The 14,345-nt window shown below is 64.7% G+C and carries 14 protein-coding genes; 11 read left to right on the top strand and 3 right to left on the bottom strand.

Going from position 1 to position 14,345, the window contains the following annotated elements; all coding sequences use genetic code 11:
- Window positions 1-80: 80 nt before the first annotated feature.
- Window positions 81-1,646, bottom strand: coding sequence for a murein biosynthesis integral membrane protein MurJ (gene murJ, locus BUE21_RS02570; protein ID WP_073354477.1), 1,566 nt, complete (start codon window positions 1,644-1,646; stop codon window positions 81-83).
- A 66-nt stretch (window positions 1,647-1,712) separates the two neighbouring features.
- Window positions 1,713-2,669: a hypothetical protein gene (locus BUE21_RS02565; RefSeq protein ID WP_143164387.1), complete on the bottom strand. Its 957-nt coding sequence runs from the start codon at window positions 2,667-2,669 to the stop codon at window positions 1,713-1,715.
- A 377-nt stretch (window positions 2,670-3,046) separates the two neighbouring features.
- Here BUE21_RS02565 and BUE21_RS02560 point away from each other — a divergent pair, with 377 nt between their 5' ends.
- The 11 genes from BUE21_RS02560 (at window position 3,047) to pgi (ending at window position 13,355) form a co-directional block, all read left to right on the top strand.
- Window positions 3,047-3,691, top strand: a complete 645-nt coding sequence (locus BUE21_RS02560; protein WP_073354375.1) for an isochorismatase family protein — start codon at window positions 3,047-3,049, stop codon at window positions 3,689-3,691.
- Window positions 3,692-3,716: 25 nt separating this feature from the next.
- Window positions 3,717-4,481 carry a 2,3-dihydro-2,3-dihydroxybenzoate dehydrogenase gene (locus BUE21_RS02555; protein ID WP_073354372.1) on the top strand — a complete coding sequence of 255 codons (765 nt, stop codon included), beginning with the start codon at window positions 3,717-3,719 and terminating at the stop codon, window positions 4,479-4,481.
- 16 nt (window positions 4,482-4,497) lie between these two features.
- Window positions 4,498-5,727, top strand: a complete 1,230-nt coding sequence (locus BUE21_RS02550) for an isochorismate synthase (RefSeq protein ID WP_073354369.1) — start codon at window positions 4,498-4,500, stop codon at window positions 5,725-5,727.
- A 13-nt stretch (window positions 5,728-5,740) separates the two neighbouring features.
- Entirely contained in the window at window positions 5,741-7,417 is a 1,677-nt protein-coding gene (locus BUE21_RS02545; RefSeq protein ID WP_073354367.1) for a (2,3-dihydroxybenzoyl)adenylate synthase, read from the top strand.
- A 210-nt stretch (window positions 7,418-7,627) separates the two neighbouring features.
- Window positions 7,628-8,977, top strand: a complete 1,350-nt coding sequence (locus BUE21_RS02540) for an NAD(P)/FAD-dependent oxidoreductase (protein ID WP_073354366.1) — start codon at window positions 7,628-7,630, stop codon at window positions 8,975-8,977.
- Between the two features lie 19 nt (window positions 8,978-8,996).
- Window positions 8,997-9,362 (top strand): DUF5368 domain-containing protein, encoded by a 366-nt coding sequence (locus BUE21_RS02535; RefSeq protein ID WP_073354363.1) that lies wholly within the window; start codon window positions 8,997-8,999, stop codon window positions 9,360-9,362.
- Between the two features lie 58 nt (window positions 9,363-9,420).
- Window positions 9,421-9,774: a carboxymuconolactone decarboxylase family protein gene (locus BUE21_RS02530; protein WP_073354360.1), complete on the top strand. Its 354-nt coding sequence runs from the start codon at window positions 9,421-9,423 to the stop codon at window positions 9,772-9,774.
- A gap of 36 nt (window positions 9,775-9,810) precedes the next feature.
- Complete coding sequence (locus BUE21_RS02525) at window positions 9,811-10,164, top strand: hypothetical protein (RefSeq protein ID WP_073354357.1); 354 nt, start codon at window positions 9,811-9,813, stop codon at window positions 10,162-10,164.
- Window positions 10,165-10,178: 14 nt separating this feature from the next.
- Complete coding sequence (locus BUE21_RS02520; RefSeq protein WP_073354355.1) at window positions 10,179-10,550, top strand: DsrE family protein; 372 nt, start codon at window positions 10,179-10,181, stop codon at window positions 10,548-10,550.
- Between the two features lie 104 nt (window positions 10,551-10,654).
- On the top strand, window positions 10,655-11,608 hold the full coding sequence (tal, locus tag BUE21_RS02515) for a transaldolase (protein ID WP_073354354.1): 954 nt from the start codon (window positions 10,655-10,657) through the stop codon (window positions 11,606-11,608).
- A gap of 67 nt (window positions 11,609-11,675) precedes the next feature.
- A complete protein-coding gene (gene pgi, locus BUE21_RS02510; RefSeq protein ID WP_073354351.1) occupies window positions 11,676-13,355 on the top strand; it encodes a glucose-6-phosphate isomerase in 1,680 nt (559 codons plus the stop codon).
- Here the strand turns inward: pgi and BUE21_RS02505 are convergent.
- Window positions 13,318-14,187: an NUDIX hydrolase gene (locus tag BUE21_RS02505; RefSeq protein WP_073354348.1), complete on the bottom strand. Its 870-nt coding sequence runs from the start codon at window positions 14,185-14,187 to the stop codon at window positions 13,318-13,320. The genes pgi and BUE21_RS02505 overlap by 38 nt on opposite strands.
- Window positions 14,188-14,345 lie beyond the last annotated feature (158 nt).

Genomic DNA, 14,345 nt, shown 5'->3' with positions numbered 1-14,345 from the left:
CGGTGGGATTCAATGGGACGGCGATGGATGCAGACAAGTGTAGCAGCCCCTTTTGCCCTGTGCAGACCTTCCCAAGCAGTTCAACGCCGCAGCAAGGCCCGCAAATCCAGACGCACCGCCCACAATGTGCCCAGATAGATCACACCCGAAGCCAGCAGGCACAGGCCCAGCCACAGCACCCGCAGCCACGGGCTGGCCTGCAAGGCCAGCCAGTCCTGCACCTGTGCTGCCCAGTACAGGAACGCGGCCAGCACGGCCAGGGCCACCAGCACCTGCACACCCAGCCGCCACCAGCCCGGCCGGGGCTGAAACACGCCGGAGCGCACCAGCCCCACCAGCAGCCACCCCGCATTGAGCAAGGCCCCCAGCCCGATGGACAGGGCCAGCCCGGTGTGGGCCAGCCACGGCACCAGTGCCACGTTCAACAGTTGCGTGAACACCAGTACCACAATTGCCACCTTCACCGGCGTGCGCATGTCCTGACGGGCATAGTAGCCAGGAGCCAGTACCTTGATGGCCACCAGCCCCAGCAACCCCGCGCCATAGCCGCGCAAGGCAGTGGCAATCTGCACTACATCATGGCCCTGCAACGCGCCATAGTGAAACAGCGTGGCCACCAGCGGCGTGGCAAACAGCACCAGCCCAACGGCACATGGCAAGGCCAGCACCACCACCATGCGCAAGCCCCAGTCCAGCATCCCGGAATACGCCTGCATATCGCCCGATGCCTGGGCCGCCGACAGCCGGGGCGTGAGCACCACCCCCAGAGCCACGCCCAGCAGTGCGGTAGGAAACTCCATCAGCCGGTCGGCATAGAACAGCCAGGTGACACTGCCCGCCTGCAACCAGGAGGCGATCTGGGTGTTAATCATCAGCGAAATCTGCGCCACGCCCACGCCCAGCAGGGCAGGCCCCATCAGCAGCAGAATGCGTCGCACCCCCGGATCGCGCCAGGCGCGGCGCAGACTGGCACTGCGCCAGCCCAGTTCCGGCAGCAAACCGACGCGCCGCAATGCCGGAACCTGAATGCCCAGTTGCAGCAAGCCGCCCAGCATCACCCCGGCGGCCATCGCATAGATCGGCTCGATGCCCTGCCTCTCGAACCACGGGGCCAGCAGCAGCGCGGCCGCAATCATGCTCAGGTTCAGCAGCACCGGCGTGGCCGCTGGCACGGCATAGCGTCGCCAGGTATTGAGAATGCCGGCCGACAGAGCCACCAGCGACATGCAGGCAATGTAGGGGAACATCCAGCGCGTCATGCGCGTGGCAGCCTCGAACGTGCCGGGGGTCTTGTCCAGCCCGCTGGCCAGCAGCCACACCAGCAACGGAGCCAGCAGCACGCCCAGCGCGCTGAACAACAGCAAGGCCCAGAACAATACGGTCGCCACCCGGTCGATCAGCAGCCGCGTGGCCACTTCGCCTTCTTTTTGCCGCGTGGCCGCCAGCACCGGCACGAACGCCTGGCTGAACGCGCCTTCGGCAAACAGGCGGCGAAACAGGTTGGGAATGCGAAAGGCCACGTTGAAGGCATCGGTCAGGGCATTCGCCCCGAACATCGTGGCCATCAGCAGGTCGCGCACCAGCCCAGTGATGCGCGAGAGCAGGGTCAGAACAGAAACGGTGGAGGCGGCTTTGAAGAGGGACACGATGAGCAAATCCAGTGGGGCAGAAGGCGCGTCATTATGCGCTTGGGAAGGTCGGCAAAACGCTTGCTATTGCGCGCTCCAGCGTGCATCCAGCAAAGTCGCCAGCCGCGCCGGTTGCAGGGAATACGCCTGCCACAGCAGCAGCAAGGCCACGGGCCGGGCAGGGCGCGCCTGCCAGCGCAACTGCGCATGCTCCCCCCGCACAAACGCCTGCCAGGTGCGGCAGGCGGCCAGTGCATCGGCCTGGGTCTGCCACAGCGGTGCCACCGTCGTGCAATTACGCAGCCAATCGGGCCAGTCTGCCGCTGTGGCAGCGTCTGATGTCTGCCACTGCGCCACCATGCCCCGGTCTTGCAAAGACCACTGCATGTCCGCCAGCGTCACCTGCCCCAGCACCAGCCAGAATGCCGCCGAATTCCAGAGATGCTCCCGTTCCTCGGCATCGGCCATGAGCCGGCTCCAGTCGAGTGTGCGCAAAAAGTCCTGGGCATTGCGCCAGTTCTGCCAGTGGGCACTGCCCTGCCACTCGAATGCCTGCGGCTGCTGAATGCGCCATTGCACCCCCAGTTGCTCTGCGCCTTCCGGGGGCTGCCGGTGTTCCAGGCCCACTTCCAGCGTCAGGGGCGGTAATGGGTTGCCCTGCCACGGCCCGTCCAGCCACGCCAGCGGACTGTGCCCATTCTGGCGCGACAATCCTTCCACGACCAGCCGCACGCGCGATGGCACTGCGCCATAGCGCAAACCGTGCAGATGCAAAGCATCGGCACGAAGGATCAGCCCCTTGTGCTCCAGCCGCACCCCCTGCATCGACACCCGCCCCCACAGCGTGGCGTGCAAACGCTGCCACTGCACCGCAGCGGGCATTCCCTGATCGTCCAGCCACTGCCCCAGCCACTGCTCCACCTGGCGGCTGAGCAGCACGTTGCCCCCCCACCACAGCACGGCCAATGCACACCCCAGCGCGGCCAGCCAGAACAGAATGCGCCGCCAGGGCATGGGCAATCGGGCTGAATCGTGGGGCATAGCGGGTGCGGGTGAATGAGACAAGGGTTTTAGAGCCTGTTCATGATCTCTGCACGATGCTGTTCAATCAAGAAAAGCACCCGTCATTCCCGCGAAAGCGGGAATCCAGTAGCAAGGTATCCCATGGAGAACCAAGGTGTTCTTTGGATACGTCGTTACTGGATTCCGGGTCAAGCTCGGAATGACGGTGCTGCGTGTACGGCATCGCCATGAAATCGTGAACATGTTCTTAAAGCATACGCGATTGCGCCACGGCCACGATACCCCAGCCCCGATTGCGGTTGATTCAACGAAAATTTCACAATCAATGGAAAATAATGACAATCATAATTTGTACCGTTTAATCATCTGCTTATACCACGCAGCCTCCCTGCACCATGGCCCTGCCCCGCATCTCCTCCTACCCACTGCCCACTCCCGCCGACCTGCCCACCGCCCGCAGCCCCTGGCAACTCCATGCCCGGCGTGCCGCCTTGTTGGTGCACGACATGCAGCAATACTTTCTGGCCCCCTACCCCGCCGATGCCGATCCCATTCGCAGCGTGCTGGCCCACATCGGCCAACTGGTGCAGCACTGCCGGGCACAGGGCATTCCAGTGTTCTACACCGCCCAACACGGCAACCAGCAGCGGTGCGACCGGGGATTGCAGGCCGAACTCTGGGGGCCGGGAATGCGGGCCACGCCGGAGCACGAAGCCATTGCCGCCAGCATCGGCCCCGCCGAAGGCGACTTCGTGCTGGTCAAGCACCGCTACAGCGCGTTCCAGCGCAGCAACCTGGAAACCCTGCTGAACGTGCGGGGCCGCGATCAGCTCATGGTCTGCGGTGTTTATGCCCATATTGGCGTAATGCTGACCGCCGCCGAAGCCTTTCAGCGCGACATCGAACCCTTCCTGATAGCCGATGCCGTGGCCGATTTCAGCGCAGAGCAACACCAGATGGCCCTGCAATGGGCCGCTGCCACCTGCGCCGTACCGCTGTGTACCCAGCAAGCGTTGCAGCAGCTGGAAACATCGGCCTGATTTTTTCTTCATTCTTTCCACTCCCATGCAACTGACCGGCTTTCACGACAAAATCGCCCTCGTCACCGGCGCGGCAGGCGGCATCGGCGCAGCCGTCGCCCGTCTGTTGGCGCAAGCGGGCACGCACGTCATCGCCACCGACCTGCACGCACCATGCTTTGCTCCTGCCGACCAGAACATTCAGGCCGAAACCCTGGATGTCAGCGATTCCGCCCAGGTGGACGCGCTGGTGGCACGCATCGAACGCGAGCGCGGCCCCATCGACATCGGCGTGAACGTCGCGGGTGTGCTCTCCACCACCACCGTCACCGACACCACCGATGCCGAATGGCGGCGGGTGTTTGCCGTCAATTGCGACGGTGTGTTCCACGTCTCGCGGGCACTGGCGCAGCACATGCAGCCCCGCAGGCGCGGGGCCATCGTCACCGTTGGCTCCAATGCCGCCGGCATTCCGCGCCACGCGATGGCCGCCTATGCCGCATCCAAGGCGGCGGCCACCCTGTTCACGCGCTGTCTGGGGCTGGAACTGGCCCCGCACGGCATCCGCTGCAACATCGTCGCGCCCGGCTCCACCCTCACCCCCATGCAGACCGGCATGTGGGCGGATGACAGTGGTGCGGCCCGCGTCATTGCCGGACTGCCCGAGCAATACAAGACCGGCATCCCGCTGCAAAAACTCGCCACCCCCGACGATGTCGCCTACGCCGTGCTGTTCCTGCTGTCCGAACAGGCCGGGCACATTGCCCTGAGCGATCTGTATGTCGATGGTGGAGCCACCCTGCGCGCCTGATTCCCACACACCGCCCATGCCCTCCACCGCCCCCTCATTCGCCCCCCGTGACGGCTTCGTGCTGCACAACGCACAGCACAGCCTCATCACGCACGGCGTGGCACGGCGGCTTTTCTGCGACAGTGCCGACGCGCTCGCCACCCAGGCCGCTTCGGTACTGCACGGCCTGTCCCAGCCTGTACCCGAGCACCCGCAAGCCCCCGGCCTGCTGGTCGGCGGCCTGCCGTTCCGGCGCGATGCCGCCTGCCACCTGTTCCAGCCCGCCCGGCAACTGACGCAAGCCCAGGCTCAGGCCCTGCTCACCCCAGGGTACGCCAACACCCCGGCCCAGGAAGGTCTGCAATGGCAGTTGCAGGCCCAGCCCAGCCGCACCGCCTACGCCCAAGCCGTGGCGCGCGCCGTGCAGCAACTCCACAGCCCGTCCAGCCCCGATACCACCTTACAGAAAGTGGTGCTGGCGCGCAGTCTGCTGGCCGAATCGAACCAGCCCATTGCCCTGCTGCCGCTGTTGCAGCGTCTGCGCCACGATGCCAGCAGCACCACCTACCTGCTGCCACTGCCCGTCGATGCCAACCACCCACCCGCCCACCTGATCGGCGCATCACCCGAACTGCTGCTCGCGCGCCACGGACGGCAGATTGCCTCGCACCCGTTGGCCGGTTCCGTGCGCCGCCACCCCGATGCCAGCACCGATGCCGCCCAGGTACAGGCCATGCAGGACTCGGCCAAAGAGCAACACGAACACCGGCTGGTGGTCGAAGCCATTGCCGATCTGCTGGCTCCGCTGTGCCGTCACCTGCATGTGCCCACCCAGCCCGGCCTGCACGCCACCGCCAGCATGTGGCATCTGGGCACCCGCATCGAAGGCGAACTGCGCGAGCCTGACGCACTCGATCGCAGCTCCAGCCTCGCACTGGCCGCCCTGCTGCACCCCACACCCGCCGTCTGTGGCACGCCCCGCGACCGGGCCTACCCGCTCATCGACACACTGGAGCCTGTGGCGCGTGGCTTCTTCACCGGAGCCGTGGGCTGGTGCGACTCACAGGGCAACGGCGCGTGGTATGTGGCCATCCGCTGCGCCCAGGTACAGGGGCACACCGCCCGCCTGTTTGCCGGTGCAGGCATCGTGGCCGATTCCATCCCCGCGCAGGAAGCGGCCGAAACCCGTGCAAAATTCAATGCCATGCTGCACAGCCTGGACTTGCAGCCCACCGTCGCCGCCCTGGAGCGCGACACCGACCTGTAACCCCTTCATCCGCATGACCGACACATCCCCCTCCCGCCTGCCCCTTGCGCAAATCTGGCCCGACGACATGGTGCAACGCTACCGCGCCGCCGGTTACTGGCGCGGCGAAACCTTCACCGGCTTTGTGCGCGACAACGCCCGCCGCTTTGCCGACAAGACCGCCATCGTCGGCCACACCGGCGGCGTGGTGCAACGCTGGAGCTACGCCCAGCTGTGGGACAAGGCCGAAACCATTGCCGCTGGCCTGCTCGCACTGGGCTTGCAGGCCGGTGATCGCGTGGTCGTGCAACTGGGCAACATCCCCGAGTTCTACAGCGTGGTCTTCGGCCTGTTCCGTGCCGGGCTGATTCCGGTCTATGCCCTGCCCGCGCACCGCATCACCGAAATCGCTCACTTCGCCCGCAAGGCGCAAGCCTGCGCCTATGTGGCCGCCCAGCACCATGAGAACTTCGACTACCGCACCCTGGCGCGCGAATTGCAGCACGAAGTCCCCACCGTGCAGCACACTATCATCGTCGGCGACGATGCCGCCGAATTCACCGCCCTGCACCACCTCCAGCCCGACCCGGCGCGCCTGCCCAGCCAGGATGCCGATCCGCAATCCGTCGCCTTCCTGCAAATCTCCGGCGGCAGCACCGGCCTGTCCAAGCTGATCCCGCGCACCCACGACGACTACATCTACAGCTTCCGCGCCAGCAACGACATCTGCGGTATCACACCCGAGAGCGTGTACATGGTGGCCCTGCCAGCCGCGCACAACTTCCCGATGAGTTCACCCGGCGCAATGGGCGCGTTCTACGCCGGGGCTACCGTGGTGCTGTCGCCCGCCCCCTCCCCCGATGCCGCCTTCCCGCTGATCGAACAGGAAAAAGTCACTGCGCTGGGGCTGGTGCCGCCGCTGGCCCTGCTGTGGGCGCAGGCCGCCGAAACCACCCCGCACGACCTCTCCAGCCTGCAAGTGCTGCAAGTGGGCGGGGCCAAGCTCACGCCCGAAGCGGCCCGGCGCGTCATTGCCGGGCTGGGCTGCACCCTCCAGCAAGTCTTCGGCATGGCCGAAGGGCTGGTGAACTACACGCGCCTGAACGACCCGCTGGAGACCATCATCCAGACCCAGGGCCGCCCCATCAGCCCTGCCGACGAAATCCTCGTGGTCGATGACCACGGCCACCCACTCGAATCAGGCGGCACCGGCTACCTGCTCACACGCGGCCCCTACACCATCCGCGCCTACCACAACGACCCCGCCGCCAACGCCCGCAGCTTCACCGAAGACGGCTTCTACCGCACCGGCGACGTGGTTACCCGCACCGCCGACGGCTACCTCATCGTGCAGGGCCGTGCCACCGACCACATCAACCGCGCGGGCGAGAAAATCTCTGCCGAAGAAGTGGAAGACCACCTGCTGGCACACCCCCAGGTCTTCGATGCCACCGTCGTCTCCATCCCCGACGAATTTCTGGGCGAACGCACCTGCGCCTTCATCATCCCGCACACCGGCACCCGCCCGCGCGGCGTGGAACTGAAAAAATGGATGCGTGAACGCGGCGTGGCCGCCTTCAAGGTTCCCGACCAGATCGTGCTGGTGGACTCCTTCGACACCACCGCCGTCGGCAAGACCAGCCGCAAGGAACTGCGCGCCAAGCTGCGTGCCCAGTTGCTGGCACAGGAACAGGCCAAACCACAAGGCTGACAGAAACCCGGCGCAAGTCCCCCCAACAACAGGAACGGGCAGGGCTTGCCTTTCATCCAAGAATGCCTTTTGCCGATTTATTAATTAGAGATAACTAAATTAGTTTATACTTAATATCAAACAGAGCCATCCTGCCACAGGCCGCAAATACATCCCAGACGGCCCATGCAGGAAAACAGCTTTTCCAGCAGAAGTGGCAAGGAGACAAAAATGACATTCCCGAAAAAGTGGCATGGCCCACCCACCCCGGCGCGGCGCGATTTCATTCGGATGAGCGCACTGGCCGGGCTGGGTGGTGCATTGCTGGGGTCTGGCACGACGACGCAGGCAGCGGCTCCCGCACCGGTGCAATCCCAGGCCCGCATCGTCATTGCCGGAGCGGGAGCGGCAGGTCTGACAGCGGCCTCGCGGTTGCGTGCCCGCCTCGATGGTGCACGCATCACCCTGATCGATGCGCGTGCCGCGCACTACTACCAGCCCGGCTTCACCCTGGTGGCTGCGGGCATCAAGCCCCAGGACTACCCGGTATCGCGCACCGCAGAGTACGTTCCAGCCGGTGTGGAACTGGTAGCAGAGCGCGTGGCCGAAATCGACCCCGATGGCAACCGGGTCGTGACCGACAGCGGCAAGACCTTCCCCTATGACTTTCTGTTCGTGGCCACTGGCATGATGCTGGACTACGCGGCCATTGATGGCATGGACACATCGCGCATCGGCACGCATGGCCTGGGCAGCATTTACCACAGCCCGCAAGCGGCCTTTGCCACATGGCAACAGATGTCGGCCTTCGCCGACCAGGGTGGTGTGGGCGTGTTCCTGCGCCCCAACACCGAGATGAAGTGTGCCGGTGCCCCGCTGAAATACACGTTCATTGTGGAAGACACGCTCGCACGCCGAGGCACGCGCGGCAAGTCGCAAATCATCTACAACTCCAATAACAAGGCACTGTTCAGCGTTCCCATCGTTTCCGAAAAAGTGCGGATGCTGTTTCAGGAGCGGGGCGTGGCCATGCACCACGACCGCCAGCTCAAAGCCATCGACATCGACCGGCGCATCGCCACGTTCCAGACACCGCAAGGCAGCACCGAACTGGGCTACGACTTCATCAACGTCATCCCTCCGATGAAGGCCCCCGATGTCATCTTCAACAGCCCACTGCCCTGGCAGAGCGGCCCGTGGGTGTCCGAAGGCTGGATGGAGGTGGACAAAGGCACACTGCGCCACACGCGCTACCCGAACGTGTTCGGCGTGGGCGACATTGCCGGGGTTCCCAAGGGCAAGACAGCCGCCAGCGTCAAATGGCAGGTACCCGTGGCCATCGAACACCTGCTGACCGACATCACCGGACGCAGCACGGATGCCCTCTACACCGGCTACACATCCTGCCCGCTCATCACCCGGCTGGGGCAGGCCATGCTGGTGGAATTTGACTACCAGAACAACCTCACCCCCTCCTTCCCCGGTGTGATTGCACCGCTGGAAGAGCTGTGGGTGAGCTGGGTCATGAAGACGATGGCCCTCAAACCCACCTACATCAGCATGTTGCGCGGCAAGGCCTGACCCCGCAGGAGAACCGACCATGAAAGAACTCGATCCCCTGATCCTGCTGGCCGTCTTCCAGGAAATGCTGGGCACACCGCTGCTGGCATTGCTGGTGCTGCTGGTCGTCGGCGGAACGCTGGCCTTTGCAGCCCTGCTGTGGCGCGAAGGCAAACTGGTGGCCACGCGGCTGGTGCGCTGCCAGTTGCTGGGCCTGGCCGGTGGCGTGCTGGCCCTGGTGCTGATGGCCAAGGTTTCTTCCTCCGGCTTCACGGATGCAGGTGGCCCAGCCGACTGGTTCCTGATCGCCATGGTATTCGGGCTGGGAGCCATCGGTACCACGGTCATTGGCTACGCCACGGCAGGTTGGCTTCTACGGGGCCAGACAACCTCGCAGTCCCGCTGAAGCCACACCCCTTCGTATCTGCCTATTTCTCATTTCAGCAAAACAAAAGGAATACACCATGAGCACCTCGTCCTACAAGGCCCTCACCGCCGAAATCGCCACCAACATGAAAAAACTCGGTGGCGGCATCCCCGATGTCATGCAGGCTTTCGGAGCCATGAACAAAGCCGCCAACTCCAGTGGCGCGCTGGATCACAAGACCAAGGAACTGATCGCCCTGGGCATTGGCATTGCCGCCCGCTGCGACGGCTGCATCGGCTTTCACACCAAGGCACTGGTCAAGCTGGGCGTGACCCGCGCCGAATTCGAGGAAATGCTGGGCGTGGCCGTGTACATGGGCGGTGGCCCTTCCGTCATGTATGCCGCCAATGCGATTGCCGCATTCGAGGAGTTTTCTGCCGACGCAGAATAACCCGCCATCGAATCGACATCTCCTTTTGCTACTCCCATGCAGCCTCTGGCCCACTATGTACACGCCATCCGCCAGGGCCATTCCGGCATCGTCCGGCAAACCACGCCCACCGATTGCCAACACGATGCCTGGGGAAGCTGGCAGGAAACCCTGACCGTCTTTCGCTTCCCCGATGGCACGGTGCTGCGCTGCACCATTGAGGAAGAGCAAGCCGCCAGCACTGCCGATGCTCCACAGCCCCAGGCCGCCTGCTCCGATACGGCCATCACCTGGGAAGTGCTGGAATGCGTGGGCAATATCCGGCCACGGCGCATCGGCTTCGCCTCCCACTGTCGGGAAGCCTTCTGGCTGGCCTGCCAGTTGCGCGAGGCCACCCCTCCTCTCTCCTGAAACGAAAGCACACCATGCAAACCACCGACTTCGTCGCCACCATTTTCGATGGCAAGAGCAACCCCAACAAAGTCACCGTGGCCTTCACGATGGCCGTCAATGCGCTGAAGAAAGGCCATACCGCCACGATCATCCTGATGGTCGAAGCCGTGGAGCTGGGCAAGCCCCAGGCCACCGAGGGCATGGACATCGGCAAGCCCTTCGAGCCGGTGGCCGATCTGCTCCAGGCGTTTCTGGAACTGGGTGGCCAGATCGCCATCTGCGGCTCCTGCATGATCCACAACGGCATGCAGGCATCCGACATGGTGCCCGGCTACCAGATCATCACCGCCCCGGATGTGATCGACCTGCTGATGGCCGCCAAGGGTTCGCTGCAAATCACCTGATCGCTCACGATCGAGTCCATCTGGCTGGCCCGTGGCCGCTCCAGAAGCCGTTACACTCGCTCACTGGTTTTATTCAACGCTGGCCTGCCCCAGCCCCGCACACCATGAACCAGTTAGACGGACTGAAACAACACACCACCGTGGTGGCCGACACCGGCGACTTCCACCAGCTTCGGGCCTTGCAGCCACAGGATGCCACCACCAACCCCTCGCTGATTCTCAAGGCCGTGCAGCGTCCCGAATACGCCGCCCTGCTGCGCGAGGTGGTGCAGCAAAACCCCGGCAAACCACTGGACGCGCTGGCCGACCGGCTGATCGTGCGATTCGGGCAGGAAATCCTGCACACCGTGCCGGGGCGCGTCTCCAGCGAAGTCGATGCCCGCCTGAGCTTCGACACCAATGCCACGCTCACCCGCGCCGAGCAACTCATCGAACTGTACCAGGCTGCGGGCGTGGACACGCGCCGCGTGCTCATCAAGATCGCTGCCACCTGGGAAGGCATCCAGGCCGCCCGTGAACTGGAGCAGCGCGGCATCAGCACCAACCTGACCCTGCTGTTCTCCTTCCCGCAGGCCGTCGCCTGTGCCGATGCGCGGGTGCAACTGATCTCCCCGTTCGTCGGGCGCATCTACGACTGGTACAGGAAACAGGCCGGGGCGCAGTGGGACGAAGCCGCGAGCAGCGGCAGCAACGACCCCGGCGTGCAGTCGGTGAAGGCCATCTTCGATCACTTCAAGCACTTCGGCGTTCGCACCGAAGTCATGGGCGCGAGCTTCCGCAATGTCGGACAGATTCTCGCGCTGGCCGGTTGCGACCTGCTGACCATCAGCCCCGATCTGTTGCAGCAACTCGCGCAGACCGAGGGCAGTGTGCCCCTCGCGCTGGATGCCGCACAGGCCCAGTCCCTGCCACTGGAGCCGGTGCACTTCGACGAAGCGCGCTTCCGCTACGCCCTCAACGACAACGCCATGGCCACCGAGAAACTGGCCGAAGGCATCCGCGCCTTCGCCGCCGATGCCGTGCGGCTGGAACAACTGCTCCAGGCGCAAGCCTCCTGACCTCCCGATGGCGTGATACTACCCACTGCGCCACGCCATCTGCCCCCGCCTCTCCCGCTCTCGCCCCATGCCGTACAGGAACACCCCGCCGCCCGCACACCCCCGCTGTGACCAAACCCCTGTGTGGGCACAGTTGCAGGAACACTTCATCCAACACGGCAAACACTGCAATGTGCGGCAGGCGATTGCGCAGGACAGCGGGCGTTTTGCGCGCATGGCCGTGCAGGCCCCGCACATTGGCGTGGACTTCTCGCGCAACCTGCTGGACGAAACCACCGAAACCTTGCTGCTGCAACTGGCGCAGGAATGCCAGATTCCAGAGGCCATCGAAGCCATGTTCGCCGGTGCGCAACTCAATACCACCGAGCAGCGCGCCGCCTGGCATGTGCTGCTGCGCACCCCGCCCTCGGCCTCTGCGGCCGACACCGGCCCCGATGGCGACGCATGGCAGGCCATGCACCGGCAACAGCAGGCCTTTCTCGACTTTGCCGAACAGGTGCGGCAGGACGAACGCATCACCGACATCGTGAACATCGGCATCGGTGGCTCCGACCTGGGGCCGGCCGTGGTCGTGGCCGCACTGGAAGCCTTCACCCGCAGTGACAAACGCCTGCATTTCGTCTCCAACATGGATGGCGCAGACCTTGGCTCGCGGCTGGCACGGCTCAACCCCGATCGCACCCTGTTCCTGGTCGCCTCCAAGTCCTTCGGCACCGCCGAAACCATTGCCAATGCCCGCTCGGCCCGCGCCTGGCTGCTGAAAGCACATGGCGTGGAGCAGGAGCCGGACGACATCGCCAGCCTGCCTGCCGCCTTGCAGCAACGGGTGCAGCAGCACTTTGTCGGCCTCACCTGCAACCCCGATGCCGCCAGCCGCTTCGGCATCCAGACCCTGTTTCCCTTCGAGGACTGGGTGGGCGGACGTTTCTCGCTCTGGTCCAGCATCGGCCTCTCGATTGCGATTGCCATCGGAGCCGATGGCTTCCGGCAACTGCTGGCCGGAGCGCACGCCATGGACCAGCACTTCCGCCATGCCCCGCTGGCACAGAACCTGCCCGTGCGCCTGGCCCTGCTGGATGTGTGGTACCGCAACTTCCACGGCTTCGCCAGCCGCTGCATTGCCCCCTACAGCCACGCACTGCGCCGCCTGCCCGCCTACCTGCAACAACTGGAGATGGAAAGCAACGGCAAGGGCTGCGACCTGCACGGCACGCCCCTGACTGCCGCCACCGCCCCCATCGTCTGGGGCGAGGCAGGCACCAACGGCCAGCACGCCTACTTCCAGCTCATCCACCAGGGATCGGAAACCGTGCCGGTGGAATTCATCGTACTGCGCGAAGCCGGGCACTGGCTGCCCCACCAGCATCGCGCCCTGCTGGCCAACGCCCTGGCGCAAGCCCGCGCCCTCACCGAGGGCAAACACGACGGGCCGCCACACACCCATTGCCCCGGCAACCGCCCCAGCACCCTGATGATGCTCGACCGCCTCGACCCGCATTGCGTCGGCGCATTGATCGCCCTGTACGAACACCGCACCTATGTGGCTGGCGTACTCTGGGGCATCAACAGCTTTGACCAATGGGGCGTGGAACTGGGCAAGACCCTGGCCAAGGACATCCTGCACCGCATGGAAAGCGGCACACTGCACGGACTGGATGCCACCACCCAGGGACTGCTGGGCTGGCTCAACTCCGCTGAAACGGCGCACCCTACTCCCACAATGTCGCCCACCCACCCGGTGGCGTGAACCGCTGGTTGCGCATCAGCAGGCGCGTCGGCCCCGGCATCGCAGCCGTGCGAATGGCATGCTGTGCGTCGCCCGGAAAGCACACCATGCGGCAGCCCGCTTCCTCGTGCGTCACCGGCGCGACACTGTAGGGCACATGCTGGCGGGCATGGAGCCACAGCGCGTCAGCCGAATCGAACCGCGCCAGATGCGCCAGCGTCATGATCTGGGGCGGGGCCAGCAGAATATCCTGCTGCTCGAAACTGCGCAGAAAATTCAGCGGCGTATCCCAGACCAGACGCGCCGCCTCTGCGCCATCGGCCACCGCCTGCTGTGCCTGCGGAGCCGATGCCAGAAAAAATACCGTGTCGTACCGCTTGGCACTCATGTTCGGCTGGGTGGGTGTGACCCAACGCGACCACGGCAGCAAACCCTGCACGCTGGGGCGCAATTGCAGATGCTGGCAAGCCGCCTGCCACGACTGCCCCTGCTGCAAGGCCAGACGCAGGCGTTGCCCGGATTCGTCCGGTGCATCCACCGCCATCGGCCACCCGCCCAGACCATGCCAGAGCAAGCCCACCTCCTCCACCGTCTCGCGCAAGGCCGCACCGTACACACTGCGCACCTGATGGGGCAACAAACCCAGCGACTCCAGCGTGGCCGAAGCCAACGGCAAATCCTGCGCCACCACCATCTCGGCATCGCCCTCATCCACCTTGCCACCCGGAAACACCAGCGTGCCGCCAAAATTGCGCGTCTGCTGGCCCCGCTCCATCAACAGCACCTCCAGCCCAGCCTGCGGGTGCGCACCAGCGCGCACCACAATGATACTGGCCGACAAAATCGTCGGCATGGGCGCAACCACAGCGCAATGAACCTGCCCATCGGCAGAAACAGTGTCAGAACACATGACAATCTCGCAATCAAAAAACCGATAATGCCATGCCCACACCGGCCATTGCGCCGCGCCAACGTGACACAACCGGTTTTCAGGGCATGTTTCGCGCCAGA

It is taken from the genome of Lampropedia hyalina DSM 16112 (assembly GCF_900129055.1).
Taxonomy (GTDB): Bacteria; Pseudomonadota; Gammaproteobacteria; order Burkholderiales; family Burkholderiaceae_C; genus Lampropedia; species Lampropedia hyalina.
This window is presented reverse-complemented; position numbering and strand designations above follow the sequence as displayed.